The sequence below is a fragment of the Gordonia sp. JH63 genome (assembly GCF_009856645.1).
GTDB classification, from domain to species: Bacteria; Actinomycetota; Actinomycetes; order Mycobacteriales; family Mycobacteriaceae; genus Gordonia; species Gordonia hongkongensis.
In genome coordinates this window covers 100,607-124,753 of the sequence record NZ_CP047235.1, presented here as the reverse complement: position 1 = coordinate 124,753, position 24,147 = coordinate 100,607, and the positions used below count along the sequence as shown (strand labels likewise).

The window sequence follows — 24,147 nt, the reverse complement described above, 5'->3', positions numbered from 1 at the left end:
TCGGCCCGGCAATCGACAATTTTCGTACCGCCTCAACACAGGAGGATCGTGTCAGTGTCCGGCCCCTCGATGATCGACCCCTACCCGCACCGAATGGGTGGCCACTGTGGGTCCGGTGCGATGCGAGACCTCATGGAGTGGACCGGGCTCGGTTACGACGGCCCACCCGACGAGGGCCTCGTCTTTGCCCTCGGCGGAGCCCTCTCCCTCACCTACATTCGATCAAAAGCGCTGATGCCACCCGTGTACTTAGTCGGACGAGGACCTGATTTTGAGATCGACCTCCCCCGCCGTCTGGGCGGCACCGTCGAGGTGCTTGCCACAGACGACCCGGCCGAGGGTTGGGAGAACCTTCGTGGCGAGATCGATCAGGGACGCCCTGCACTGGTCTGGGCGGAGATCGCAGAACTCCCCTACCTGCGGGTCCAGTTGCGCATGAGCCGCCACGACATCGTTGTAGTCGGCTACGACGAGACGCAAGGCGTCGCGTACATCGCCGACAACGATCGCGAAGACCTTCAACGCGTCCCACTGGACGCACTCGCACGCGCGCGCCGCTCGACCTCCTTCCCGGAGCCAACCCGACACACGCTGTTTCGTATCAATTGGCCACAGACGCCACCTTCGATTCTCGAGGTGGCCGCACAGGCATTCGCACAATCCGCAGCGAGCCTGAGCACCCCAGGCGCATCGACGATCGCCGGGCCCGCAGAACACGGGTCACACGGCCTCGACGCTGCCAGCGCGCTCGCATCCGACGTCTGCAGCTGGGGAGCCCTGTCGACCGACGACCTCGAGATGCATTTATTCAGCCTCGGCGCCTTCATCGAGAAAGCGGGGACCGGCGGCGGCCTGTTCCGCCGACTGCTGGCACAGGGCTGCGACGAAATCGCGCGCCTCACCGGCGATCACGCCACCGCCATCCTTGCAGCCAACGCCCACCATGCGGCGACATCCTGGACTGCAGTCGCACGCGCAGCAGTACAGAAGGATCACGCCTCATCCGAGCGGCTCCGATCCGTCACAACCCTCGCGGCGGCTCTACCCGAGGCGGAAACGACCCTGGAGGCGTCACTACGAAAGGCCGCAGCATCCTTGTCAGGCTAACCGGCCTGTCGCGGCAAGTCCGCGAGGAGGACGCTAAGCAGGGCCGCCGCGTTCACACAAACGCACGCAGGAGCATTACCATCAGCAGGACGCCGGTTCCCGCTGACCCGGGTCCTGTGACATCGACAGGAGGCAACCGGGAAGCCTGCAGTTCTTCTCGCAGCGTCACGTATCCTGGCCTTCGACCACGCCACCGTGCAGGCGTCCACCCGTGATGCTACCGGCGACGCGGACAACGATCGAGACATGGCGCGGAGCCACTTTGCCGCGGTGCGAAACCAGATCCGCTACGACCCCTACACAGCAGCCCGCATCCTCCTCGAAGTCGGCGACGGTTCAGCATTCGCCACCGCAGGCCACCTGGCCGCCTACGCCGGCATCGCACCAGTCACCCACCGATCCGGCACCTCCATCCGTGGCGAGCACCCCGCCCGATTCGGAAACCGCAAACTCAAACGAGCCTTCTTCCTCTCCGCGTTCGCCGCACTGCACGACCCCACCAGCCGCGCCTACTACGACCGCAAACGCGCCGAAGGAAAGAAACACAACGCCGCCCTCATCTGCCTGGCACGCCGACGATGCGACGTCCTCTACGCGATGCTCAAGCACAGCGAGCCCTACCGAACCCCAATCGCTTCAGCTGCTTGACAAACCCATAGGGACACCCCCCGTTCTGGACGACCCCCACCCAGCGTCTCACGCACGCTCACCACGAGCTCGGCGGGAATCGGGCCCCGACGGGTCTGTCCGATATTCGGTGTAAGCGGCGGTTTTCCGATTGCTCGGCGGGTCAGCGTTCTTCGGCTGCGGGCATACGATCGGCGAACGTGATGGCCGGGGCGTTGAGCGCTGGCTTCCAGCGTACGGCCCACTTCGTCTGACCGGTACCCTTCGGGTCCAGCGACCGGGTGACCAGGTAGAGCGTTTTGAGTGCGGACTGCTCGTTCGGGAAGTGTCCTCGAGCGCGCACCGCACGCCGGTAGCGGGCGTTGAGACTTTCGATCGCGTTGGTGGAGCACAACACTCGCCGTATCTCGACGTCGTAGTCAAGGAACGGGATGAACTCCTCCCACGCGCTCTCCCACAGGGTCACGATCGCTGGGTACGGCGTGCCCCATTTCTCGGCGAATTCCTCCCACCGCGCCCGGGCGTCAGCGGCGGTCGGCGCGGTGTAGATCGGTGTGAGATCGGCGCTGATCTGGTCCCAGTACTTGCGGGAGGCGTACTTGAAGGTGTTGCGGATCAGATGGATGATGCACGTCTGTACCGTGGCCAACGGGAATGCGGCAGATACACTGTCGGGCAACCCTTTCAATCCGTCACAGACAACGAAGAAGATGTCGCGGACACCCCTGTTCTTGAGGTCGGTGAGCACCGCCAGCCAGAACCTGGCCGACTCGCCGTCGCCGTCGCCGGCCCACATGCCGAGGATGTCTTTGTGCCCGTCGAGATCCACCCCGATCGCGGCGTAGATGGGCCGGTTACGCACCTGCCCATCCCGGATCTTGACCATGATCGCGTCGATGAACACCGCCGCGTACACTTTCTCCAGCGGGCGTGCCCACCACGACACCATCTCTTCGATGACCCGATCCGTGATTCGGGAGACGGTGTGAATCGCCCCGGGTTTGCTGGAGGCTCGGTTAGTTGGTTCCAGCGTTTGCGGGGACCGGGTTCTCACGGTAGCTGGTGACGGTGTGGGTCGACCAGTAGGCGCTCTCGTACTCGACGGGTGGGACGTGTCCGATCTCGCCGTGCAGGCGGCGGTGGTTGAACCATTCGACGTACTCAGCGACGGCGATCTCGACCTCGCCCACACCTGCCCAGCCGCCTCGCGGGCGCATCACGGGGTTACGGATGCATTCGGCTTTGAACAGCGAGTTGAACGCCTCAGCCATCGCGTTGTCGTATGAATCCCCTTTGGAGCCAACAGATGTCACCGCTTCGGCTTCGGCCAGTCGTTCGGTGTAGCGGATGGCTCGGTATTGCACTCCGCGGTCGGAGTGGTGGATCAGCCCGGCCACGTCGTGGCCGGCACGCGACCGTGCCCACAATCCCATGTTCAGGGCGTCGAGGGCGAGGTCGGTGTGCATGGTGGTCGAGACCTGCCAGCCGACGACCATCCGCGAGAACACGTCCAGGACGAACGCCGCGTACACCCAGCCCGAGTGGGTGCGGATGTAGGTCAGGTCCGCCACCCACAACGCGTTCGGTGCCGCCGCGGTGAACTGACGGTTGACCCGGTCAGCCGGCCGGGGTGTTTCAGCTCCCTCGCTGCGCGTGGTCTTGCGTGTCTTGAGTCTCGCTATCCCTTGCAGCCCATCGGCTTTCATCAATCGCTCGACGGTGCAGCGGGCAGCACTATGGCCCTGTCTGCGCAATTGGGCATGCACCTTGCGGGCACCGTAGACGCCGAGGTTGTCGGCATGCACCGCGCGGACCTGGGTAAGGAGCTCCCGGTCACGCACCACACGAGGCGCCTCGGTCTTCTGGGGGCTCAGGTGGGCTCGTACCGTGGACGGAGCGATCTGGGCGGACGTATCGCGCAATGCCGCACAGATCGGATCGACTCCGTGTTCATCGCGGTGAGCCGCGACGAACTCCACGATCAGCGCTGTGGGCGGTCGATCTCCGCCGCAAAGAAAGCCGAAGCCTGCTTCAAGATCGTGTTCGCTCGCCGCAGTTCACGGTTCTCCCGCTCCAACGCCGCGATGCGGTCAGCGTCCTCACTCGTGGTGCCCGGGCGGACCCCGCCGTCGATCTCGGCCTGACGAACCCAATTGCGCAACGCCTCGGGATGGACTCCGAGCTGATCGGCGATCCGCTTGATCGCACCTCTCGACGAATCGGGATCTCGTCGCGCTTCACATGCCATCCGGGTGGCCCGGTCCTTGAGTTCCTCACTGTACTTGCGTGGTGCTGCCATGCTCTCCATCCTTCACAGGTTCGAGAGCCTCCGACAGACCCGGGGCGGTTCAGTGTCTTTCGATACCGACGCACCGTATGTTGACGACGCCTGAAAACTGACCCCCTGACGACGGGTGAATTTTGACCCCCCCCCCCGTCTTGTTAGGAGGGTGATTTCAGTGGAGCAATGGGCAGAGATCCGCCGTTTGCATCGCAGTGAGGGTGTGCCGATCAGGGAGATCGCGCGCCGGTTGGGGGTGGCCCGCAACACCGTTCGTGCGGCGTTGGCTTCGGATACCGCGCCGAAGTACTCGCGGCCGGCGACGGGCTCGGCGGTCGACGCGTTCGAACCGCAGATCCGGGCGTTGCTGCGGGAGTATCCGACGATGCCGGCGACGGTGATCGCCGAGCGGGTTGGGTGGACGAGGTCGTTGACGGTCCTCAAAGACCGGGTCCGGGCTATTCGTCCAGAGTTTCGTGGGGTAGATCCAGCCGATCGGGTGATCTATCAGCCCGGCGGCTGTTCACAGTGGGATTTGTGGTTTCCGGACTACCGAATCCCTCTGAGCCACAATCAGTTCGCCATGCTACCGGTGTTGGTGATGACGTTGGCGTTCTCCCGGTACCGGTCGGCGGTGATGATCCCGTCTCGCCAGGGCGGAGACATCCTGACGGGAATGTGGCTGCTGCTGTCGCAACTGGGCGGGGTGACCCGCAAACTGGTGTGGGACCGCGAAGCCGCGATCGGCCCCAAGGGCACACCCACCGCGTTGGCGGCCGGCTTCGTGGGCACGTTGGGTACGCGGCTGGAGCTGGCGCCACCGCGAGACCCCGAGTACAAGGGCATGGTCGAACGCAACAACCGGTTCTTCGAGAGCTCGTTCCTGCCGGGCCGCCAGTTCAGCTCACCGGCCGATTTCACCGCCCAGTTCGATCGGTGGCTGGCCGATCATGCCAACACCCGAGTGGTGCGCGCGATCGGTGATCGACGCCCGTGTGACGTGTTCGCCGAGGACCTCGAGCAGATGACCGGCCTACCTCCGACCGCACCGCATATCGGCTTGAGTAGCCGGGTGCGACTCGGTCGCGACTACTACGTACGTGTAGCCGGCAATGACTATTCGGTGCACCCGTCGGTGATCGGTCGGTTCGTCGACATCACTGCCGACCTGCAGCAGGTGCGCATCCTCTGCGGCGAGGTCACCGTCGCCGACCACGCGCGCAGCTGGGCCAACCACGTCACCATCGCCGACCCTCAGCACGTGCGAGCAGCCAAAGAACTGCGCCGCGATTACCGCCGCCAAGACCTCGCCAACCGGGCCCGAAACGCCGCCCGCATCCGCGCCCACCCTGATGGCCACGAGGTGCCGATCCGGGCGTTACCGGACTACGACGAGCTGTTCGGGGTGAACTTTGCCACCCCGCCCCAAGCTCACCCGCCCACCACATCCACCAGCATTGAAAGGTGAAAGACTGTGTCCGACAATCAAACAGGTAAACAGATCGAGTTCGCGGCGCGGGCGTTGAAGATGCCAGCGATCCGCCGATGCTGGGCGGAATTGGCCGAGCGGGCCCGCACCGACAACTGGACCCACGAGCAGTACCTCGCAGCGATTCTTGACCGCCAGGTCAGCGAACGCGAAGCCAACGGCACCATGCTGCGGATCAGCGGCGCGCGCTTCCCTGCGGTCAAAACACTCGAGGACTTCAACTTCGACCACCTTCCAGGACTGCGTCGTGATGTGATCGCCCACCTGGCCACCAGCACCTGGATCGCCAAGAGCGACAACGTGATCCTTCTCGGACCACCCGGGGTGGGAAAAACCCACCTCGCGATCGCGCTCGGGATCAAAGCCGCACACAACGCCTACCCCGTGCTCTTCGACACCGCCACCGGATGGGCCACCCGCCTGACCGAGGCACACACCACCGGCCGCCTGGCCGCCGAACTCAAACGGCTCCGCCGCTACCGACTGATCATCATCGACGAGATCGGCTACCTCCCATTCGACTCCGACACCGCCAACCTGTTCTTCCAACTCATTGCCAGTCGCTACGAACAAGGCTCGATTCTGATCACCTCGAACATGCCATTCGGCCGTTGGGGCGAAGTCTTCGCCGACGACGTCGTCGCCGCCGCACTCATCGACCGCCTCGTCCATCACGCCGAGGTCATCGCTATCGACGGCGACTCCTACCGCACCAAAGCCCGACGAGAACTCGTCAACACCGACCAGTAACCACACCAAAGGGGGTCAAAATTCAACCGTCGATAAGGGGTCAGTTTTCAGCCGCCGTTGACACCGTAGACATCGGCGAAATGCGCTGAGATCTCGCCGGTTGTGAGGCCTTTGGCATACAGCGACAGCACTACCCGATCCACATCGGTGACGCGACGTTTGCTCTTACCGACAATTACCGGGTCGAAGGTGGCGTTGCGGTCGCGGGGCACCTCGATGGGCACCTGCCCGCACGCGTCGGTCAGGACCCGTTTCGTGCGCGTGCCGTTGCGTGAATTGCCGGTGTTGCGGCCGGCCACGTCATGTTTGTCATAGCCAAGATGTTCGGTCATCTCTTCATCGAGCGCGGCTTCGAGCACGCTCTTGGTCAGCGCTTTGAGCAGCCCGTCAGGACCGGTCAGAGCCACTCCCTGAGCGCGTGAGCTACGTACCAGATCGCTCACCAAAGCCTGCTCGGCCTTCGAGAGCTCACGCACCGCATCCGCGGTGGTGACATCGTGTTCCTGACCGGTCTGAACCGGCCCTGCCACCGGGGCATCCACGCCCCCGATTGTGTCGGTCATCGTCGTGATTCCTCCTGCCCCACGCCGGGGGCGATCAAAACCACTTACACCGAATCAGCGACAGTCCCCAACGCCGCGACGGGCCCTCCTGCGAGTTCTACCAGCGTCAACGACGCGAGGGGCGCTCGCACGTGGGTCGGGTGTGGTGCCGCGGCCGACCGTCGAGCGGGTGTCAGTCGATGAGGTGGGCGCGATGGCTGGATGACTGGCGGGGCCGGTCAGATCTCGGCACGTGCGTGCGTACTAGCGGGACGCTGGATGCGTGTCGGTTCGGGTACTCGGCCACCAGCTTGCTCTGCCGACAAGTGTGGCGATGGTCGGCACGACGATGGTGCGGACGATGAAGGTGTCGAGCAGCAGGCCGATGCCGATGATGAGTCCGACCTGGGTCATGATCGAGATGGATCCGGCCATGAGTCCGAACATGCTGGCAGCGAAGATGAGGCCGGCCGAGGTGATGACTGATCCGGTGTTGGTGACGGTTCTCAGGACGCCGATGCGGATGTTGTTTTGGGATTCTTCGCGTAGGCGAGAGATGAGAAGCATGTTGTAGTCGGCGCCGACCGCGACGAGGACTATGAAGGCCAGTAGTGGTACGGGCCAGGCGATGTCGGTTTTGAGGATGTGTTGAAAGATCAGGACGCCGATACCCAGTGCCGCGGTGTAGTTGAGTATGACGGTGCCCAGAAGGTATAGCGGCGCGATGAGTGCTCGGAGTAGGAGTATCAGGATCAGGCCGACGATGGTGAGGGTGGCCAACGCTAGGAGTCGGAAGTCTTCGGTGAGTAGACGTTGCAGATCGGCGTTGATGGCGGGGAACCCGGCTGTCGCGATGTTGGAGTCCTGCAGGGTTGTGTTCGGTCTGGCGGCGAGTGCGACATCGGTGATTGTGTCGGCCAGTTGCATGGCCTCGGTGCTGTAGGGGTCGAAGCTGGTTTGTATTGCGTAGCGCACGGTATGGCCGTCGGGCGAGACGAACTGGCGAGCGACGTCGACGAAACGGCGGTCTGCGTTGGCCTGAGGTGGGAGGTAGAAGCCGGTTGCTGAGTTTGTTCCGGCGGTCTCGCGGGCGGAGGTTTGTAGTTGTGTGGCTAGCGCGGCCATCCCGGCGAGTTGTTGAAGGTTGCTGTCGATCAGCGCGGATACACCGGCGGCGAGTTGGCGTGATCCCGCCGCGAGTTGACTGATACCTGTTTGCAGTTGGGTGAGCTTGCCGGGAAGGTCTTGGCTGCTGATGCTTCCCAGCGTGGAGCCCAGTGAGTTGACGGTGGAAGTGAGTTGGTCGGTGACTGTTGAGATCGGTGTATCCAGCTGCGCGAGTTGTGTTGACAGCGTGGCGATCTGGTCGAGGGTCCCGTTGCTCAGTAGGGCGTCGAGATTGCGGGTCTGCGCGCGCAGAGCTGCGCACTGCGGGACTTGGGTGCACCAGGGCGCATTATCGAGGATGGGCAGGATCGAGGTCACTGTTGCCAGGGCTGCAGATGTTTGGCGGGTGAGCGCGGCCAGCTGTGGGGCATTCTGAGAAGCGCGATCGAGCGCTGGTGCAGATGCGGCGAGTTGGCGTAGTAGTGGCTGGTACTGCTGAATTTGCTGCCCGGCTGTGCTTGCCTGATCGAGGATGCCGGCCAGGGGGGCCAAGTTGGTGCGTACCTGGGTGTCGAGCTGAGTAAGCCCGTCGGCGAGTTGGAATGCGCCTGTACGGAGCTGTTCGAGGTCACCGCGGCGGTTCTGGCCATCGTCGACCGCACCCGCCAGCCGGTTCCCGATCTGGCCGTTCTGCCAGGACAGCTCGGCTTGCTCGAGCTTGTCCCCGGTGGGACGGGTAACGCCGATGACTCGAGTCACTCCGGGGATCTGGGATACACGTGAGGCCATTTGCTCAAGATCGGCCAGCCCGCTGGCAGTACGGAGATCGATCGGTGCATCTACGACGAGGAACTCGGTGATAGTGACGTCTTGAGGGAAATGACGGTCGAGCAACGCGTAGCCTTCGTTGCTGTCGGTTGTCGCGGGTTGCCCCTCACGATCGTCGAAGGTGATCTGGATGCCCGTCGCGAAGACGCTAAGCACGATTAGCCCGACCAGGGTTAGTGCCAGCAGCGGCACAGGACGCCGCACGACGAGCACGGCGACGCGATTCCAGTACTTTCGGGTCAGATCTCGCCTGGGTGCGCCCCAGCCGAATCGTGCCGCCCACAGCAACACCGGTGGTAGCAGGGTGACCGTGGCGAGGAATCCGATGAGGATGGCGATCGCGCATGCCGGACCCAAGGTGGAGAACACGCTCAGCTGACCAAAGACCATCGCCAAAAAGGCCAGCGCCACCGTGGCAGCTGAAGCCAGGATGACCCGTCCGATAGTTGCTGTCGCGTCCACGAGCGCAACCTCGGTGGTGGCGTCCTGGCGTAGCCGTTCGTGATAGCGACTGATGAAGAAGACTGAGTAGTCGACCCCGGCTCCGAGCAGGATGACGGTCATGAACGCGACGGTGAACTGCGATACCGGCATACCGAGTTCGCCGAGTGCGGACAAGATGCCACGGCCCACGCCGAGGCTGACACCGATCACCAACAACGGCACCAGCGCGGTGAACAGCGATCGGTAAACGATCAACAGAATGATCGCGATAAGCGCCACCGTCGCCAGAGTGATCACGACTAAATCGCTTTCAGCACTGACGATCTGGTCACTGAAAGTGGCTGTCGGCCCGGTGACATGGACAGTGGTGCCCGTACCGTCAAACACGCGCTGCGCGGTTTGGCGCACGGTCTCCACAGCATGCGTGGCCGTTGGCCCTCCCAATGTTCCGGTGACCCCGACAGGCAGGTACCAGGCTTGCCCGTCCTCACTCAAGGCTTGGCCGGCCGTCGTCGGATCGGAAAGCAAATCCCGCACTGACTGCACATCGTCGAAATTTTCGCGCAGCTGCAGAACGAGCATGTCGTAGCGTTCCCGCGCCACGTCGGTGAACCCGTTCGGGTTCTCCATGGTCACGAAAACAGTGGTCTTGGCGCCCTTCTCACCGAACGCACCACCCATCTGATCGAGTGCTTGAAACGATGGAACCCCAGCAGGGATCGGATCAACAGACTGCTGCCGCACCACCGTCTCCAGCTGGGGAAACAGAATCGCCAAGACGATACCCACAGCCACCCACGCCCCGATGACGAGGAATCTGTGCGCCAAGGTGAACCGTGCCAACCGCCCCAATGTCGTGCTGTACTCGCTGCGTTCCGCCAACCGGCGCGCCGCCAAGCGCCCACCACTTGGACGTTGGACCACCATATGCAGCACCTCACCCTCGACCCAGCCCGTCTACGAAACCGACGGTATCGTTACGGTACTAGCAGTACCGTAGATGGGGAAGGAGGTCAGGAGGTTTGGTGTCGCCGGTGGGCCATGAGGAAATCGTCGACAAGCTGTTCGAGATCGCCAACGGTCATCGACCGAATGCCCGTGAGCTTGGCAAAGATCAGCGGGCCCGCGAGCTGGGTGACAGCCATGGTCAAATCGAAGTTGTCGAGCTCAGCCGTGGCCACGTCACTCGTCAAAACTCGATCGAATGGTTCTCGATACTGCTCGACGACTCGACGACGCAGTGGCGCGAGCGCGTTCTGATCCCCGTCGGATTGCCCGGATTGCCGGGGCTGCTCGGGAAGCATTGCCAACCATGCCAGCGTCGTCAACTGCAGCGGTGCATGCTCAATAAGCTCAGCCTGCCGCTGCATCAGCTTCAGCAGGTCATCACGGATCGACGTCGTCGTCTCGGGGGTCTCGGCCTGAGGCAACAATCGCTCGAAGGCAGCCGCCACCAGATCTGTGGAGCTCTCGAAGTGACGATACAAGGTGGTGCGAGCAACACGAGACAGTCGAGTGACCGCCTCCACGGTAACGGCTTCGACCCCGCCACTGTTCAGCAAGGTCACCGCAGCATCCAACAAACGCTGACGCGACCGAACCCGCCTCGGGTCAACATCGTCGAAATCGATGGTTTCCACCCTGGCCACTCCCTACGAAACCAAATCAAGAACCTCTGACTGCACACCAATACCGTCGGTAACAGAACGAAACTGCCAGTGGCGGTACCGATGGAAGGCTCGAGGGGGGCCTTATGAGTGCCGCCACGACTGTGGCACTGTCGTCAACAGTACCGTCTGTAGCGCTCCGCTACTAAGATGAGCGGCGACCAAGGATGATCCCCCATGACAGCCAGCAGTCAGGATTGTGAAATGCGCTCCGTTTGTGTGAGCAGTTCTGCCGCGTGCGTGACACAGGGCGGACCACCCGTACGAAGGGGATCAGACGGCGTCGAGGCGAGTGGCGAATCCAGGGTCGCCTAAGGGCCTGTCCCTATGGAATCGAACGCCTACTGTGGCTGCAGCGCCGTCTATGATCCCCCACGAGGTCTGGCACAGGTGCGCGGCAAACATGTCCCTGCTCATTCCATTCTGCCGACCGTGATCGATCCACCACTGGGTCGCTGATAGGCCAGCCCCCAGAATGGAGGCTACTGCTACGGCGACGGGGGACTCCTCGGCATCGACCTCTCGGAGGCCACGAGCGAACTCGTCGGAAATAATCTCCATTGCCGATCTCAGCTGATCTGCGGCCCCACCCTCGCCGGACTCAGAGTACTGGAACATGTGGTTCGTCATGAGGAAACGGACGACCGCTGGATGTTCATCAACCAAGGATACGTATGCGGACACCGCTGAACGGAAAAGTTCGTCGACGGTGCTGTCTGCCTGTCCGGAGAGCAGAGTTGACTGCGCTGACTCCCACATCATAGAACCCAGACGGGCTGCCACGGCGGAGTAGAGCCCAGCCCTGTCACCGAAATGGCGGTAGAGCTTAGGCTTCGACGCACCAGCCTCTTCCGCAAAATCGTCCATGCTCACGGCATCGCCGAACTTTTCGATCGCGCGTATCGCTGCATCGACGAGTTCAGCTTTGACGACGGCGCGGTGGTCGTCCCAGCGCGTGCTTCGAGCGTCGCGCACACGTCGCTGCACTTTCACCGGGGCCGCGGAGATGCGACGGACTACAGACATGACCTCCTACGTTATCAGGATGGCTGACTTGTCGCGCCAGTGACGCACTAGCCAGTGAACATGGGTTGGGTCGACGAGACCCGCGTCAGGCGGATTTGTCTAATCTGGCCACGGCTGAATTGAAGTCTTCGACGGCCTCTAGGTTGGACATGTGACCGACTTTGTCAAGAAGAGTGAATTCAAATAGAACGCCCTTCCGACCCAGGCGCGCTGCGAGATCCACTGAATGGGTCGCTGGGGTCAGTCTGTCGGCATCACCTACGATGACCGTCGCCGGCACCTCCAGCGAGTCAACCCCCTTACTGACGTCGATTGTCGCCAACACTGAACCCCACATCCCGCGCACCTGTGGTGGGCATCGCAACACGATGTCGGCGCACTCGTCGACTACCTCGGCAGTCGCGCCCGGGCCCAGGGTTCCGTAACGAATCAGGCGGCGAGACAAACGCGTCCCCTGCATCTCGGGTCCGGCGACTGCAAGACTGGCCGCGAAGGCCCGCTCAAGTCTCGGTCGTAGCTGTCGGGGAACCTTGAGCAATGTAGACCGATCCACCAACTGTGATGGCCCGGTGCTTGCCAGTACTACTCCGCGGGCCAGCTCCGAAACCGAGGCGGGGTACTCAGCCGCCCAACTCATGATGGACATGCCTCCCATGCTGTGTCCGACCACGACAGCCTTGTCGGCGGGAGTCGCCACTGCCCGGACTACGGCCTCCATATCATCGGCCAAGAGCTTCGCCGAGAACGGTACCCGGCCCCGGTCGCTCAACCCGTGTCCGCGTTGGTCGTAGACCACCACCCGATGCGTCGCCGCGAACTGCTCGACCTGCGGACGCCAGAAACGTCCCTGACAAGCCCAGCCGTGACTAAAGACTAGGAGCGGAGCATCCCGGCCCGGACCGAATTCCTGAGCGAACAACTTGGTCCCGTCGGAGGAAAGGACCTCGAGGTCACGCGATCCTCGCGACGCACTCGCAAACTCAGAGGTCATCGAAGCTCACCGTGACAGAATCCGTCAGCGGAAGTGCCTGGCATGCGAGCCGTTCACCGTCGGCAACATCACCCTCAACGAGGATGTGGTTCTGGGCCATTTCTACATCACCCTCGACCAGCTTGCATACACACGCGCTGCAGGCTCCTTCTCGGCAGGAGTACGGGGCATTGTGGCCTTGGGCCAGTAGCACGTCGAGCAACGGCGTGTTGCGCGGCCACTCAGTCGTGATGGACTGCCCATTCAGATAGACCGTAGCGGTCGCCACACCGTCGTCGTCACCAAGCTGACGCATCGTGGCTGTATCGAACGGATCCCCGGTCAGTGACTGGAAGACTTCTCGATGTACCGAGGAGTGCTCGACACCGCAGGCCTCCGCCGACTTCTGCACCAGATCCATGAACGGCGCCGGACCACAGGTGAAGATCTGTGCACCGCGGTGCTCACGTATGGCGGACTCGACATTCTGAGGCGTCGGAATACCCATAGCCGACTCCAACCAATGGAAGACGGTGAAACGCTCAGGAAACTCGGAGACGATCTGCGTCAGTTGCCCCCCGTACATGATCGACTCGGCATCGCGGTTCGCGTAGAATAGTGTGACCTCGCCCCCGCCGCACACAAGTGCCGACTTAATCAGCGAAAAGACCGGAGTGATCCCACTTCCTCCTGCGAAGAATAGAAAATCAACGTCGAGATTCTTCGCCGTGAAATGCCCTGACGGCGGGAGGACGGTCAATTCCATTCCCGTAATCGCGTTATCGCACAGCCAGTTCGATGCGTAACCGTTCTCGGTCCGCTTGATGCCGATCTCGAGACGGAAGTCGTCGACGTGAGGCGAGCTGCTCAATGAGTAGCACCGTGCGACATGACCGGTCCGATCAGATGGGATCTTGACGGTGATGAATTGCCCTGGGGTATGCTTGAATTCCTCGACCATGGCGTCGGGGATTTCGAACGAAATGGTAACGGAGTCTTTCGTTTCCTGGATCACTTCCGAGACGGTTAAGGTGCGTGAGCGGGCCGCCGCGGCAGCCGGACGTGAATCGGGTTCGACGGTCACTTGAGGATCCCCTGTCTACGTGCGACCGCGTAACCCGCTCGTGTCAGTGGCGCCGCGATGTCCTGGTAGCGGGGACCGATCACCCGTGCCACGAAGTCGAAACCGCGGGCGTCCGCACCGATCAGCACTCGCGCTCTCTTCTTGTCCATACCTTTGAGGATTGTCGCCGCTGCTTTATCCGGGGTGCTTCGTGCGATCCTGTCGAACAGCGAGGCGACAGTCGCGGTGTCTGCCCCCATGGCGGAAACGCCTCGGGCATTGTTGACGATGTTGGTTTTTACACCCCCCGGGTGCACACATGTCACTGTGACCGGGTATCGACTGATTTTCATCTCCTGTCGGAGCGCCTCGGTGAAGCCTCTGACGCCGAATTTCGCGGCATTATAGGCGCTTTGGCTGGGGATTCCGATCAAGCCGAAGACGCTCGACGTGTTAATGAGATGTCCGTCCCCGGACGCGATCAGGTGAGGCAGAAACGCCTTCGACCCGTTAACGACTCCGCCAAAGTTGATGCCCATGAGCCAGTCGAAGTCTTCCCAGCTCATGTCGACCACGTCGACGCCCAAGGCCACGCCGGCGTTGTTGAACACCATGTCGACGTGGCCCGACTCTGACCGCACTCCGTCGGCATAGTCCTGAAAAGCAGCGCGGTCCGCAACGTCTAGTACGGCGGCGGTTACCGTTGCCCCATGCGTGGTGCGGCAAAGTTCTGCAGTCTCCTTCAAGTGCATCTCATCAATGTCGGACAGTGCCAGTGCGGCACCTCGCTCCGCCAACTGGAGTGCCAGAGACCGACCGATCCCTGACGCGGCACCGGTGATCACTGCCACCTTGCCGGTATAGTCATGCCGATTAGAACTGCTCACCGTCGTCCCACCATCTCTTCGAATCGTGTCTCTCCGTGCGTTCGGGCTCAGGCGATGTCGTACTCGGCGGGCTCGAAATCTTTCGTGGCGCGCCAGTACTGCCATGTGAAGCCCGGCCACACGGTCCGGTTGACGCCCTGCGAGTCGAGATACCAACTCGTGCAGCCGCCGTTGGTCCACACTCCCTTGGCCAGCTTCCGCTGGATGTCGGTGTTGAACTGTTCTTGCACGGACGGGCGTACGTCAACCTTCTCAGCGCCTCGGCTTTCTACTGTGTCGATGGCCTTCATGATGTATTTGATCTGTTGCTCGATCATGAACACCACTGAGTTGTGGCCGAGGCCCGTGTTGGGTCCGAGGAGGAAAAACAGGTTGGGAAAACCCTCGGTCGTGATGCCCAGGTGCGTGTTAATCCCCGTCTGATGCCAGTGGGACGGGAGATCCTCGCCAGTGGCACCTTTCAGGGCGAGCTGATCGAAACCATCAGTCACGTGAAAACCGGTCGCATAAATTATAACGTCCACGAGATGCTCGACACCGTCTGAAGAAATGATGGAATCAGCGGTCACCTTCTCAATCCGATCGCTGATGACAGTGGTGTTAGGTGCCGCAAGCGCCGGGTAATAGTCGTTTGACCCCAGAATCCGCTTACAGCCGATACGATACGACGGGGTCAGTTTCTTGCGCAATGCCGGATCAGAGATGGAGCGTTCAATGTTCCACCGAGCGACCTTTTCAATTGGCCGCATGAGGTTAGAGTGACCGTTGAGGCCGAAGGCCAGGCTCTCCGCACCCCAGTACACCGACCACCTGGCGATACGACGTGCAATCGGGAGTTTACTCAGAAGAGTCCGCAGGGCCGGCGGAACGGAGAAATTCTTGCGGGGTAGGACCCAGGCAGGGGTTCGCTGGAAGACCTTGAGGGACATGGCCTCCTTCTGCACGAAAGGTACAAACTGGATAGCGCTGGCACCAGTGCCGATCACGGCGACACGCTTGCCCTCCAGATCCACCGAATGATCCCACTGTGCGGAGTGAAACGCTTCGCCTTTAAAGTCCTCAATCCCCGAAATTTCGGGAAAATTGGGGATATGCAGCGCACCGACTCCTGACACCACGAACTGAGCAATGTACTCACGTCCGGACTCAGTACGCAGGTGCCACCGCGACTCCGACTCGCTCCAGTATCCAGAAACCAACTTCTGACCGAAATGAATCTTTTGTGTCACGCCACGCTTATCCGCGACATCCTGTAGATACCGCTCAATTTCTGGCTGTGACGACCACACCTTCGACCAGCTACCTCGACTCTCGAATGAGTACGAGTACATCAGCGACGGAACGTCACATGCACAGCCCGGATAGGTATTGTCGCGCCAGGTCCCACCGACGGAGCTTGCCTTCTCCAGAATCAGAAAATCGCTATACCCGCGACGTCTAAGCTGCGCGGCCATCCCGAGACCAGAGAACCCGCTTCCAATAATCAGAATCTTGGTCGAAATCGGGTCGTTGGTTGAATCCGTCTTGGCGGTTGCGCGCGAGGCGCGCCGGGTAGTCGATGATGCCATGTTTATGCTTTCTCCCTCGTAGGTTGGATCGCACAACACATCACCTGCGCACAGTGGCGGCAGGTGATCTGTTGAGGCGGAAGTGATCGCGAAGCCATCGAGAATGCTCCGCACAGGTCTAACTGATGTCGATCACGACGGCTCGGCCGCGTGAACGGAGATCAGCGAAGATCGTCGGGAAGGCTCCGCGTCGCACGCCACATGGCCATTGTGAACTTGCCTTCCAACATTCCCGCCTCATGGAAGAACCGAATCATGGGCTCCGACATAAATTGCAGGTTGGTCCGATAGTTTGGGCTGGTCTGCTGCGCCCACACGCCACGCCAGCGACTAATTCCCACTGCGGGGTACACTTTCGGATTAATGAGCAGCGGGTACGCCAGGTTCGCGATGACGGCAAGCACCCCTCGGTGCCAAGCGCGCGTCGCCTTACGACGACGCTGCATGCCTTCGATCATCTCCAGTCGCGCAAAGGTAATGTGACGGGCTTCCTCAAGGACGTGGATCTTCATGAGCTGGCGAAGCTGAGGCTGCATACTGGGGTCGTTCATCGCCTCGCGCTGGGCGCGGTCCAGGATTTCCTCGATCAACAGCGTAGCTCCAGACACCGACGGCCCGAGAGGGACGAAATGCAGGATCTTCGCGAAGCTCAAGAAGCCCTTAGGAAGCTTGTAGGGGGGCACGCCCGTCTTGTTGATGAGGCGCGCGAACATAGTGGAATGGCGGGACTCATCGCCGATCTCTGTCAACGCGTATAGAGACTTCTGATCGGTTAAAGCCCCCTTCGCCGACATGCGCAGAAGCGCTGAACTCAACAGATTCTCTGCGTAGATGCCGAAACTGAGGATGCTCACGATCTCATGGCGCCCCAACTCGCGACGCTGCTCCTCAGTCATCTTGTCCCACAGCCTGGTGCCGTATAGCGACACTCGATGCTCTGGCAGAAAGCACTTGCCTTCCTCCCAGGGCGACTCCCAGTCGATGTCGATCTCCGCGTCGTAGAACTTCTCCGCGGAAGACCGCAGCAATCGACCCGCAGATCGTTCCATGTCGACGGGCTTACGCCCGTTCACCCGAGCCATGCCCTCCTTCGAAAAGTCGGGGTTCATCTGGACATCCTGCACGGTCATGTCTTCTCCTCGGTCGTTCAAGGCTGGGAGTCGGGGCCTGGCGCCCAGTACCCATTACTCATAGTATCTGGTACTGCTAGTATCCACGAACTGCGATATTTGTCAACGCTCAGTGCGAAGAAGGTAGGACTGCATGTCTGACGACCATGACCTCGACTACTCCGGCGAAGGAACCCTGGTGTGCCGCGGGGCGGAGATCCATGTCGAAGCGAAGATCAAAGGCTATTTCCAGCCGCTGAACGGCCTGTACACCTGGTATGGCCGGATTCAGAAGAATGATGAGCTCGACGGGCTCCTGAAAGGCGCCCGCGCGATCGCTGTATTTACGACCCCCGAGGGCCGAGCGGAGTGTGTCGTCGGGGATCCCGACTTCTGGGGCCGATACCGCATCTCAGGCAAGAGCACTCCGCCATACCACCTGCCCACCACTCTCGAGGAAGTCGAGAACATGGTCGAGCACCACCACAAGTGACAACCATCCACCGCCGCACGGACATTCGCGAAACGGGTCCGCACGATTGGGTCGCCCACTTCAGGTCGAGAGGATATTGCACATGGTGAGTTCGTCTCCCATTCGAACCCGCCCGTCGAGAGGGGGCGAGAAACTCGGCGAGTACAGTCCGACCCTTGAGCGGGTTGCATGGTTTACCCTCCGCCGCAAGGGAATTGTGACGCTGGTCTGGCTCGGCGCCGCCATCGGCTTAGGCCTTCTCTTTCCTCAACTGGAGTCAGTGATACGGGAACAATCTGTGGATCCGATCCCGGCCGGAGTCCCGTCTTTTCAGACCTTGGACCGTATGGGTGCATCTTTCGACGAGCGCGGCGCCAAGACCACAGTATTCGTTGTGATGGAGAACAGTGCAGGCCTGTCCGACAACACCCGCGATCGATATCACGTGCTTGTCGACACCCTGCGGGCGGACGACAGGCACGTCATCGCTGTCCGGGACCTGCTGAGCGATCCCCTCACCGCAAGTCAGGCTCTCAGCAAAGACAAGCAAGCCTGGTATCTGCCCGTGGGAGTGGCCGGCACACTCGGGGGACCCGATACCGCGGAGGCGGTCGCAGCGGTGCGTGAGATCGCTGAGAGTATCTTTCGTGACAGTGGGACGACAGTCCGTGTGACAGGCCCGCCCGCGACCTTTAGCGACCAACTCGCCGTGGGCGAGTCGGATCTGGTCCTGATCACTGTTGCCACCGTGCTGCTGATCGCCGTGATCCTCCTGATCGTCTATCGTTCGGTCTTCACCGCGCTGATGCCGCTGCTTGTCGTGGGCATGAGCTTGGCTGTGGGTCGCGGAGTTCTATCTGGACTGGGCGAGCTGGGCATGCCGGTATCCCAGTTCACGTCAATGTTCATGACCGTCATCATCTTTGGTGCCGGAGTTGACTATTCGGTGTTCCTCATCAGCCGCTATCATGAAGGTATTCGAGCGGGTTACTCTCCTGATGTCGCTATCGCCCACGCGAATGCAACTATCGGCCGCGTGGTTCTAGCGTCGGCGGGCACTGTGGCCCTAGCGTTCCTGGCTATGGCCTTCGCCAAGCTCAGTGTGTTTAACACTTTGGGTCCGGCCTGCGCAATCGCCATAGCTTTCGCATTCTTGGCGACGGTGACATTGCTGCCCCTCGTACTCTCTTTCGCTGCCAAGAAAGGCGCCGGCCTTCCCCGCCGTGACCTGACGCGGGATTACTGGAGAAGAGTCGGAGTCATGGTTATCCGGCGGCCGGTCCCTCTGCTCGCGATCAGTGTGGTCGTGTTGATCGGCCTCGCCATGGTCGCCGCAACAATTCAGATCACCTACGACGATCGCGAGGGGCAGCCACCTGACACAGGGAGCAACGAAGGATACGCGCTTCTCAACCGCCACTTCCCGAAAGACATCATCATCTCAGAATTCTTGGTGGTGGAGTCCGAGAACGACATGCGCACGGCTCAAGGCCTTGCCGACCTCGACCAGCTAGCCTCCCGCGTCGCGCAGATTCCCGGCGTGACCAGGGTCATTGGCGTGACGCGGCCGACCGGTGAGAAGCTAGAGCAGGCGCAATTATCTTGGCAGAATGATCAGATCGGTACCAAGATCACCGAGGAGACCGGTGATGGACAGGCCCGCAAGGGTGATCTGGCCGTCCTGAAGACGGGGTCAGAGCAGCTCGCCGGAGGCCTGGCACTGTTAGAAGACCAGATATCCTCCAACCTCGCTCCGCTGTCGGGGTTGCTCGACGAGGTGTCGTCATTTGGCCCGCAGCTCGACGAGTATCGGCCGCTTGTGAACCAACTGGCGGACGCTGCCCCAAGGCTTAGACAGTTTTCCAAGCAAGCGCCCGAGCTGTCTCAACTCGCACGTCGGGCCCAGTCTGCGGCAGATGCGGTCGCGCCGGCGTTGTCCGCGTTAGACAATCCGTGGTGCCAGCAGATCGCGCAGTGCTCGGCACTGCGCGCGCAAATGGCCGACATCCGGGCACTCGCGGATGATCAGTCGCTTGGGAGGGTGGCTGACTTTGCCGCGCAGCTCGGCCGCGTGAGTGCGCCAGGCTCGACCAACATTGCACAGCTGCAGCGTTCTCTTCAAACGCTGGATTCTGCACTACAAGCCATCGGCGGACAGGACCTCGGGAACAGGCTCTCGCAACTCGAATCCGGCGTCGGCGCACTTGCCGACGGCGCGCGTCAGTTGTCGAACGGAGTCGGTGCTCTGGTGGACAGCAACCTTCAGCTACTCAGTGGACTGGCACAGGTCGCCGCACAGCTTCGGGCTCCCGCACGGGAGGTCGGCGATTCTGACTCGGCAACCGGCTTCTATCTCCCCGCGGATGCGTTCAAGGACCAGCAGTTCAGTCAGGTCGCTCGACAGTTCATCTCGTCCGACGGGAAAACCGTGCGCTATGCGGTACAGACCGCCTACGACCCATACTCTGCCGATGCAATGACGCTGGCGAACGAGCTGTCCAGCGTCGCCGAGAACGCGATGCCGAACACCACTCTGGAGGGCGGACGTGCTTCTGTTGCGGGCTTTCCTGCGATCAATGCCGACGTCCAGCGACTGTTGTCGTACGATTTCAAACTGCTCGGCATAGCCACCCTTCTCATCGTGGGTCTGATCCTGATGCTGCTGTTGCGGGCCGTCGTTGCACCTGTCTATCTCCTTGCAACCGTCGTCTTGAACTACATGGCGGCTCTCGGTATTGGTGTGCTCGTACTTCAACACATCCTCGGTGCCGGGATCGCCTGGCCCGTGCCACTGGTGTCGTTCATTGTCTTGGTGGCGGTGGGCGCCGACTACAACATGCTGCTGGTGTCACGGCTGAGAGAGGAAACGAGGTGGAGCGTGCGGGTCGGCGTAATGCGTACCGTCGCTTACACCGGGTCGGTCATCACCTCGGCTGGGTTGATATTCGCGGCCAGCATGTTTGGGCTGATGGTCGGGTCCATCGATGTGATGGTGCAAATCGGGTTCATCATCGGTGTCGGTTTGCTGCTCGACACGTTCCTGGTGCGGACCTTAGTAGTCCCGGCGCTAGCGGTGCTGCTGGGCACTGCGAGCTGGTGGCCGGGTGACATCGACCGTTTCCGGCTCGCCCCTTGACCATCGCAAAAGTCACGCGGACGGACCCATGGGGATCTGACAAGCGTCGGTCGCTGAATATCCCGACCATTCCGTCAACAGGTAGGAGGGGCATAAGCATGACGCAGCACCGTCGCCCGTGATAGATGAGTTGCGTCCTAATTCAAACGCTAGCTGCACTGACCTTGGTACGCGGCTGGCTGGTGGTTGAACCGCCCCGGGTCTGTCGGAGGCTCTCGAACCTGTGAAGGATGGAGAGCATGGCAGCACCACGCAAGTACAGTGAGGAACTCAAGGACCGGGCCACCCGGATGGCATGTGAAGCGCGACGAGATCCCGATTCGTCGAGAGGTGCGATCAAGCGGATCGCCGATCAGCTCGGAGTCCATCCCGAGGCGTTGCGCAATTGGGTTCGTCAGGCCGAGATCGACGGCGGGGTCCGCCCGGGCACCACGAGTGAGGACGCTGACCGCATCGCGGCGTTGGAGCGGGAGAACCGTGAACTGCGGCGAGCGAACACGATCTTGAAGCAGGCTTCGGCTTTCTTTGCGGCGGAGATCGACCGCCCACAGCGCTGATCGTGGAGTTCGTCGCGGCTCACCGCGATGAACACGGAGTCGATCCGATCTGTGCGGCATTGCGCGATACGTCCGCCCAGATCGCTCCGTCCACGGTACGAGCCCACCTGAGCCCCCAGAAGACCGAGGCGCCTCGTGTGGTGCGTGACCGGGAGCTCCTTACCCAGGTCCGCGCGGTGCATGCCGACAACCTCGGCGTCTACGGTGCCCGCAAGGTGCATGCCCAATTGCGCAGACAGGGCCATAGTGCTGCCCGCTGCACCGTCGAGCGATTGATGAAAGCCGATGGGCTGCAAGGGATAGCGAGACTCAAGACACGCAAGACCACGCGCAGCGAGGGAGCTGAAACACCCCGGCCGGCTGACCGGGTCAACCGTCAGTTCACCGCGGCGGCACCGAACGCGTTGTGGGTGGCGGACCTGACCTACATCCGCACCCACTCGGGCTGGGTGTACGCGGCGTTCGTCCTGGACGTGTTCTCGCGGATGGTCGTCGGCTGGCAGGTCTCGACCACCATGCACACCGACCTCGCCCTCGACGCCCTGAACATGGGATTGTGGGCACGGTCGCGTGCCGGCCACGACGTGGCCGGGCTGATCCACCACTCCGACCGCGGAGTGCAAGGCGGATTCAACTGGTCGTCGCAACACCATGATCATGGAGGTGTTTGCGGTGGCTACGGCGGACTGGAGTCGGAGGACCAGCGATGTGGCGGTAGGTGTTCGTCGGCAGTGGCGTGCTGATCGTGCACTTCGGCCGGCGATGCGATCGCCGGGGCGGCCGGAGCCGTCGCGGCAGGTGCAACGTGAGTTTTGGCGGGTGGTCGCGACGGGGGTGAGCACGGCACAGGCATCGATCGCTGTCGGTGTGTCGGTGCCGGTGGGTACACGCTGGTTCCGCCACGCTGGCGGCATGAGGCCGCTGAGTCTGGATGAGCCTTCGGGCCGCTATCTATCCTTCGCCGAACGGGAAGAGATCGCGCTGCTACGCGCCCAGGATCGTGGGGTGCGTGAGATCGCACGGTGGATCGGGCGGAGTCCGGCCACGATCTCGCGTGAGCTACGGCGCAACGCCGCAACCAGGAGCGGGAAGCTCGAGTATCGGGCGTTGGTGGCGCAGTGGAAAGCCCAGCAGGCCGCCAAGCGCCCGAAAACAGCGAAGCTCGTGGCCCACGTCGAGTTGCGGGAGTACGTACAGGACCGCCTGGCCGGCGTTGTCCGCCGTCCCGATGGCACGATCGCTGCGGGCCCCACGCCACCGCCATGGAAGGGGCTTAACAAACCGCACCGGGCCAACCGGCGGTGGTCGCTGGCGTGGAGTCCAGAGCAGATCTCCCAGCGTTTGAAGGTCGACTTCCCCGATGATGAATCCATGCGTATCAGTCACGAGGCGATCTACCAGTCCCTGTTCATCGAGGGCCGCGGCGCGCTCAAACGTGAGCTGGTCGCGTGCCTGCGCACCGGACGTGCACTGAGGGAGCCGCGGGCCCGCTCGCGCAACAAGCCGCAGGGTCACGTCACCTCCGATGTCGTGTTCAGTCAGCGCCCTGCCGAGGCCGAGGACCGTGCCGTCCCCGGGCACTGGGAGGGTGATCTGATTATCGGAACTGGGAGATCGGCGATCGGCACGATCGTTGAACGTCGTAGTCGTGCAACACTTCTGGTGCATCTGCCACGCCAGCAGGGCTGGGGTGAGCAGCCGCCTGTGAAGAACGGGCCCGCACTCGGTGGCTACGGTGCCATCGCGATGAATGCAGGACTGACAGCGTCGATCGCCGCGCTGCCGCAGCAGTTGCGCAAAACGTTGACGTGGGATCGCGGCAAGGAACTGTCCGCTCACGCCCAGTTCGCGATGGACACCGGAACGCAGGTGTTCTTCGCCGATCCGCACTCACCGTGGCAGCGACCATCCAACGAGAACACCAATGGTGTTCTGCGCCAATATTTTCCTAAGGGAACTGATCTGTCGCGGTGGTCAGCTGAGGACCTCGAGGCCATCGCCTACACCCTCAACAACCGTCCTAGAAAAGTCCTTGGATGGAAAACTCCCGCCGAAGTCTTTGGCGAACAACTACACTCGCTACAACAACCCAGTGTTGCATCGACCGATTGAACGCGCCCAATTCCGATCGCGAAAATTCGTACACGCCTTGAACACTCATGGACTCACGGGGTCGATGGGCAAAGTCGGAGCGTGCGGGGACAACGCAGCGATGGAGAGTTTCTTCGCACTCCTGCAACGCAACGTGCTCGACCGCCAACGCTGGGACACCCGCGAGCAGCTTCGGATCGCGATCGTCACCTGGATCGAACGGACCTACCGCCGCCGGCGCCGGCAAGCCCGCCTCGGTCGGTTGACGCCTGTCGAGTTCGAAGCAATGATCAACACCGCCGCTGCCGCGGCATGACACCCAAACTGTCACCTATCCGTGCAGCAGTCCCCATCGGCAAATGCATTGCTTCTATAGAAGTGTGCCCACCGAACGCTGACGACGTTCGGTGGGCACACTTGCGCCCT

Annotated in this window: 17 protein-coding genes, 4 pseudogenes and 2 other annotated features; of the genes and pseudogenes, 10 read left to right on the top strand and 11 right to left on the bottom strand. The window is 61.9% G+C overall.

Translation table 11 applies throughout. The features are described 5' to 3' along the window. The first annotated feature begins 93 nt into the window (after window positions 1–93). Both GR168_RS00580 and GR168_RS00575 read left to right on the top strand, forming a co-directional pair. Complete coding sequence (locus GR168_RS00580) at window positions 94–1,107, top strand: BtrH N-terminal domain-containing protein (protein ID WP_172622077.1); 1,014 nt, start codon at window positions 94–96, stop codon at window positions 1,105–1,107. Window positions 1,108–1,407: 300 nt separating this feature from the next. Continuing rightward, window positions 1,408–1,755, top strand: a pseudogene (locus GR168_RS00575) (transposase); the annotation flags it as partial. Between the two features lie 142 nt (window positions 1,756–1,897). Here the strand turns inward: GR168_RS00575 and GR168_RS00570 are convergent. Together GR168_RS00570 and GR168_RS00565 are read right to left on the bottom strand one after the other, a co-directional pair. Next, a pseudogene (locus GR168_RS00570) lies at window positions 1,898–2,719 on the bottom strand (IS256 family transposase); the annotation flags it as partial. A 31-nt stretch (window positions 2,720–2,750) separates the two neighbouring features. Further along, window positions 2,751–4,033, bottom strand: a protein-coding gene (locus GR168_RS00565) for an IS3 family transposase (RefSeq protein WP_226512018.1) whose coding sequence is annotated in 2 segments (ribosomal slippage) — window positions 2,751–3,745 and window positions 3,745–4,033 — 1,284 coding nt in all. Because the reading frame shifts where the segments join, the coding sequence is not laid out codon by codon here. Beyond that, window positions 3,627–3,755, bottom strand: a sequence feature (AL1L pseudoknot). It overlaps the preceding gene by 129 nt. Window positions 4,034–4,184: 151 nt before the next feature. On the opposite strand from GR168_RS00565, the gene istA reads away from it, so the two are divergent. Next, complete coding sequence (istA, locus tag GR168_RS00560; protein WP_165629285.1) at window positions 4,185–5,483, top strand: IS21 family transposase; 1,299 nt, start codon at window positions 4,185–4,187, stop codon at window positions 5,481–5,483. 6 nt (window positions 5,484–5,489) lie between these two features. After that, on the top strand, window positions 5,490–6,254 hold the full coding sequence (gene istB, locus GR168_RS00555; protein ID WP_004021756.1) for an IS21-like element helper ATPase IstB: 765 nt from the start codon (window positions 5,490–5,492) through the stop codon (window positions 6,252–6,254). A 56-nt stretch (window positions 6,255–6,310) separates the two neighbouring features. Here istB and GR168_RS00550 read toward each other — a convergent pair. The 9 genes and pseudogenes from GR168_RS00550 to GR168_RS00505 form a co-directional block, all read right to left on the bottom strand. Further along, window positions 6,311–6,817: pseudogene (locus GR168_RS00550) on the bottom strand (transposase); the annotation flags it as partial. A 243-nt stretch (window positions 6,818–7,060) separates the two neighbouring features. Further along, window positions 7,061–10,102, bottom strand: coding sequence for an MMPL family transporter (locus tag GR168_RS00540; protein WP_033206569.1), 3,042 nt, complete (start codon window positions 10,100–10,102; stop codon window positions 7,061–7,063). Between the two features lie 86 nt (window positions 10,103–10,188). After that, window positions 10,189–10,815, bottom strand: coding sequence for a TetR/AcrR family transcriptional regulator (locus GR168_RS00535; RefSeq protein WP_004021759.1), 627 nt, complete (start codon window positions 10,813–10,815; stop codon window positions 10,189–10,191). Window positions 10,816–11,115: 300 nt separating this feature from the next. Further along, window positions 11,116–11,868, bottom strand: coding sequence for a TetR/AcrR family transcriptional regulator (locus GR168_RS00530; protein WP_004021760.1), 753 nt, complete (start codon window positions 11,866–11,868; stop codon window positions 11,116–11,118). Between the two features lie 85 nt (window positions 11,869–11,953). After that, window positions 11,954–12,859: an alpha/beta hydrolase gene (locus GR168_RS00525; RefSeq protein WP_004021761.1), complete on the bottom strand. Its 906-nt coding sequence runs from the start codon at window positions 12,857–12,859 to the stop codon at window positions 11,954–11,956. Continuing rightward, window positions 12,849–13,922 (bottom strand): ferredoxin--NADP reductase, encoded by a 1,074-nt coding sequence (locus GR168_RS00520; protein WP_004021762.1) that lies wholly within the window; start codon window positions 13,920–13,922, stop codon window positions 12,849–12,851. Before GR168_RS00520 ends, GR168_RS00525 begins: the two co-directional genes overlap by 11 nt. Further along, window positions 13,919–14,788, bottom strand: a complete 870-nt coding sequence (locus GR168_RS00515; RefSeq protein ID WP_004021763.1) for an SDR family NAD(P)-dependent oxidoreductase — start codon at window positions 14,786–14,788, stop codon at window positions 13,919–13,921. The genes GR168_RS00520 and GR168_RS00515 overlap by 4 nt, the downstream gene beginning before the upstream one ends. Before the next feature lie 47 nt (window positions 14,789–14,835). Beyond that, window positions 14,836–16,356: an NAD(P)/FAD-dependent oxidoreductase gene (locus GR168_RS00510; RefSeq protein ID WP_004021764.1), complete on the bottom strand. Its 1,521-nt coding sequence runs from the start codon at window positions 16,354–16,356 to the stop codon at window positions 14,836–14,838. Between the two features lie 161 nt (window positions 16,357–16,517). Then, the gene (locus tag GR168_RS00505) at window positions 16,518–17,486 is read right to left on the bottom strand and encodes a diiron oxygenase (protein ID WP_004021765.1); all 969 of its coding nucleotides are present in this window, start codon (window positions 17,484–17,486) and stop codon (window positions 16,518–16,520) included. Window positions 17,487–17,619: 133 nt separating this feature from the next. On the opposite strand from GR168_RS00505, the gene GR168_RS00500 reads away from it, so the two are divergent. The 6 genes and pseudogenes from GR168_RS00500 to GR168_RS23795 all read left to right on the top strand — a co-directional run. Continuing rightward, on the top strand, window positions 17,620–17,958 hold the full coding sequence (locus GR168_RS00500) for a DUF4873 domain-containing protein (protein WP_004021766.1): 339 nt from the start codon (window positions 17,620–17,622) through the stop codon (window positions 17,956–17,958). A gap of 82 nt (window positions 17,959–18,040) precedes the next feature. Next, on the top strand, window positions 18,041–21,073 hold the full coding sequence (locus GR168_RS00495; protein ID WP_159369737.1) for an RND family transporter: 3,033 nt from the start codon (window positions 18,041–18,043) through the stop codon (window positions 21,071–21,073). A 239-nt stretch (window positions 21,074–21,312) separates the two neighbouring features. After that, the gene (locus GR168_RS00490; protein WP_004022138.1) at window positions 21,313–21,630 is read left to right on the top strand and encodes a transposase; all 318 of its coding nucleotides are present in this window, start codon (window positions 21,313–21,315) and stop codon (window positions 21,628–21,630) included. Further along, window positions 21,591–21,719, top strand: a sequence feature (AL1L pseudoknot). It overlaps the preceding gene by 40 nt. Further along, complete coding sequence (locus GR168_RS00485; RefSeq protein WP_014928955.1) at window positions 21,633–22,373, top strand: IS3 family transposase; 741 nt, start codon at window positions 21,633–21,635, stop codon at window positions 22,371–22,373. It overlaps the preceding feature by 87 nt. Before the next feature lie 169 nt (window positions 22,374–22,542). Further along, window positions 22,543–23,742 (top strand): IS30 family transposase, encoded by a 1,200-nt coding sequence (locus GR168_RS00480; RefSeq protein WP_101819295.1) that lies wholly within the window; start codon window positions 22,543–22,545, stop codon window positions 23,740–23,742. Next, window positions 23,648–24,037, top strand: a pseudogene (locus tag GR168_RS23795) (IS3 family transposase); the annotation flags it as partial. The gene GR168_RS00480 and the pseudogene GR168_RS23795, both read left to right, overlap by 95 nt. Window positions 24,038–24,147: the final 110 nt, after the last annotated feature.